The sequence below is a fragment of the Calditrichota bacterium genome, from assembly GCA_014359355.1.
Taxonomy (GTDB): Bacteria; Zhuqueibacterota; Zhuqueibacteria; order JANLFK01; family Oleimicrobiaceae; genus Oleimicrobium.
In genome coordinates this window covers 1-3,278 of sequence record JACIZP010000101.1, presented here as the reverse complement: position 1 = coordinate 3,278, position 3,278 = coordinate 1, and the positions used below count along the sequence as shown (strand labels likewise).

Sequence of the window (3,278 nt, the reverse complement as noted above, 5' to 3'; positions counted from 1 at the left end):
GGCAATGAGGCTGCGCCCTCTCTTCGTGCCAAAGAATCGTTTCGGCCCCGAGCGGCATGAGCCACTCACTCTCGTGATGACTAACGACGGCTGCCTGGAGAAGTCCAAACACGTTAAGGCAAGAGCAAGCCAGGCCTTTGGTTTCCTCCCGGGCATTCCAGGAGACCTGATCGAGGTGCAGGCTCTGGTGAAGCTCCCCAAGTATGGAGATCGCCCTGGCATCAAGGCCCCCTATCTGCCTCGTCAGAAACTGACGCAACTCGTGGGCATTGTCAGCGCCATGCACGACATTGACATCTCGGACCTTACCTTTGAAATCAACTGTGCCCTGCCCGGTGGGAGGCCATACCACGTCACCCTAGACCTCCCTCTGGCCATGAGTATGCTGTCCTCGTATTTCCAGAGAGAAATACCCTTGGGTACCCTGTTAGTTGGGGAGCTGGACCTTTTCCAGAAGATCCGCCCTGTTACTTCAGCGTTTTGCGAGGTCTTAGGCAGGACGCTTGTTCCTGGGGAGCAGTCCCCTCTTGCCCATTGTGTGAAGCGCTTGTTCATGGCTGAGGAGAACGCACAGGAAATGCGTCGAATCCTGAATGACAATGGCGTAGGGGTGGAGGTGATAGGAGTGGGGACCCTCGAACAAGTGATACGCACCATGTGGCCAGATATCGTTGAAGCAACAGGAGCCCATGGATAGGCCGCGTGGCCCGTCCTCTGAGTCAGTCCGGGAGTGTGTTTCGGTAGCGACAAGTCGAGGTACGGCGCAGTTCTGTGGGAGCCGCGGCCCCGTTGATTGGGCGCAGTGCAGGAGCTTTAGGGGGAAGAGCCCTGAGGCGGCATCCCAGGTTCCCCGGCAACTTGGTTTTCCCCCCGCCGCAACGTGAGCACCACCATCTCCGGCGGACAGTTGAAGCGCGCAAAAACCGAGCCGGAGCCCACGCCCGTGCTGGTGAAGCCCAACATGCCGTCGTAGCGCCAGAAGCCCCGATGGAAGGCCATGGGGGCGCGCATGTTCTTGACCAACGAACCGATCCCGGGGACCAGGACTTGCCCCCCGTGCGTGTGCCCGCAAAGGTAGAGAGACACCCCTGCCTTCGCTGCCTCAACATAGGCCTCTGGGGAATGGGCAAGAAGGATGGTGAACTCGCCCGGCGGCACCGAGCGCATGGCTGCGGCGACATCGTGCGTCCGGTAGAGGTGCGGGTCATCAACGCCGGCAAGCCAGAGGCGTTCCCCCTGGCGGGTGAAGGCACGTGCGCAGTTGTCCAGGACGTCCACGCCGAGAGACGCCAATTCGGCGATGAGCTGGGCGCTGTCATGGTTGCCGCGCACTGCGAAAACCCCCTCAGTGGCGTTGATCGCTCCAACGATGGGCGCCAACAGCTCTATGGCAGGCCGGTGAGCCCCGAGGATGCGTCGCCGGAAGTCGCCCGCAAGGCACGCCACGTCCACGTGCAGATCCTGCAGCCTCTCCAGCACCACCTGCGGCAGATCCGGGTCCTGGTCAATGTGGAGATCAGACATCAGCAGCAGGCGAAAGCCGACGAACGGGACTGGTAAGGACGCAAGCACCAGTTCCTCGTGGCGCACCCTCACGTCTAACGCGTTCTTTCGCCCTTTCTCCTTGAGCCCCAAGAGCGGAAGAACCACCCTACCTGGGTGCAACGATGCCTTCAGGTCTTCAAGCCAAAGTGCCAGCCTGCCAGGCCTCCTCCTTGCCAACGTTCTTCACTCCTGGCTACTTGGAAAGAAGCAACCGGATGGCCGTGTAGACGAGGAAAATGCCCAACCCCTTCTTAGCGTACACTGCCGGCAGATTGGCGATGAGCGTGGCGCCGATCACCGCGCCGACTATGCCGCCAATGCCAGCGGGGAGAGCGATGTGGGAGTCCACGTTGTGGAGGGTAAAATGCCGAAGCGCGCCGGCGATGGAGATGGGGATGATGACGGCCAGGGAAGTGCCAATGGCCACGTGCGTCTCCACCTTCATGAAAAGGATCATTACCGGCACCATGAGCACCCCGCCCCCAATGCCAAAGGCACCCCCGAGGATCCCTGCGGTCATGCCCAACAGCGCAAAGTAGAGGTTCTGCATACCGGTTTCTTGCTCCTCAGTTCTGTTCCTGTTCCGTCGGCACGTGGGCGTACTGGCGAAGTCCCTCTGCCAATTCTCGGAGACGGGCATCCACGCGCGCGTTGACCGTCCCCTCAGGGAAGCGACCGTCTGGGCCGCGCTCTCCTGCAGGAACGCCTGTCAGAATGGTGATGCCTTGATCGACAGTGTCCACCGGGTAGATGTGGAACAAGCCCTTCTTCACGGCCTCCACCACTTCCTTGTGCAGGGCCAAGTCATCAACGTTCCGCCGCGGGATGATGACCCCTTGCTGCCCGGTGAGGCCCCGCACCTTGCACACGCGGTAAAAACCCTCGATCTTCTCGTTCACCCCGCCGATGGGTTGAATCTCCCCCTTCTGGTTCACGGAGCCTGTCACCGCGATGTCCTGACGCAAGGGTAGATCAGCCAGGCTGGAGAGGAGCGCGTACATCTCGGTGGAGGAGGCGCTGTCGCCATCGACCCCGCTGTAGTTCTGTTCAAAGCAGATGCTGGCGCTCATGCTCAGCGGTTTGTCCTGGGCAAATTTGCCGCGTAGGTAACCGGCCAAGATTAGCACGCCCTTGTTGTGCGTGGGGCCGCTCAGCTCCGCCTCCCGCTCGATGTTGATGATGCCGGCGCGTCCCATGGCCGTCTGCGCGGTGATGCGGCAGGGGTGACCGAATGCATAGTCGCCCAGGTCGATGACCGACAAGCCGTTCACCTGCCCGACCTTGCTTCCCTCGGTGTCGATCATCAAGGTGCCTTCGGCGATGAGCTCCCGGATCTTGTCCTCGATGAGGCTGACGCGCTCAACCTTCTCTTCCAGGGCCTTGTCCACGTGCTTGGCGGTGACAATGGAGGCCTTTTCCTGGACCGCCCAGTAGTGCGCCTCGCGTACCAGGTCGGCGACATAGTTGAAACGGGTGGAGAGCTTGTTCTGCCGGCCAGCCAGACGCACGCCGTATTCGACCACTGCCGCTACAGCCGAGCGGTCGAAGTGGAGCAACTTCTCGTCATTGCAGATCTTGCGGATGAATGAGGCATACTGGAGCACGTTCGGCTCGCCCCGCGGCATCACGCTGTCAAAGTCCGCCTTCACCTTGAAAATCTTCTTAAAGTCGTCGTCTTGATAGAAGAGCACCTGGTAAATCCAGGGGTCGCCGATCATGATTACCTTGACGTC

4 protein-coding genes are annotated in these 3,278 nt (G+C 60.7%); 1 reads left to right on the top strand and 3 read right to left on the bottom strand.

What is annotated here, in order from left to right; genetic code table 11:
* Positions 1-76: 76 nt before the first annotated feature.
* Positions 77-697 (top strand): hypothetical protein, encoded by a 621-nt coding sequence (locus H5U38_04150; protein ID MBC7186211.1) that lies wholly within the window; start codon positions 77-79, stop codon positions 695-697.
* A 116-nt stretch (positions 698-813) separates the two neighbouring features.
* Here H5U38_04150 and H5U38_04145 read toward each other — a convergent pair whose 3' ends face one another.
* From H5U38_04145 to H5U38_04135, 3 genes are all read right to left on the bottom strand, one after another.
* Positions 814-1,722 carry a metallophosphoesterase family protein gene (locus H5U38_04145; protein ID MBC7186210.1) on the bottom strand — a complete coding sequence of 303 codons (909 nt, stop codon included), beginning with the start codon at positions 1,720-1,722 and terminating at the stop codon, positions 814-816.
* Positions 1,723-1,738: 16 nt separating this feature from the next.
* A complete protein-coding gene (locus H5U38_04140) occupies positions 1,739-2,095 on the bottom strand; it encodes a sulfite exporter TauE/SafE family protein (GenBank protein ID MBC7186209.1) in 357 nt (118 codons plus the stop codon).
* Positions 2,096-2,111: 16 nt separating this feature from the next.
* Positions 2,112-3,278 (bottom strand): AAA family ATPase (locus H5U38_04135; protein ID MBC7186208.1); only part of this gene is annotated, 1,167 nt, incomplete at its 5' end.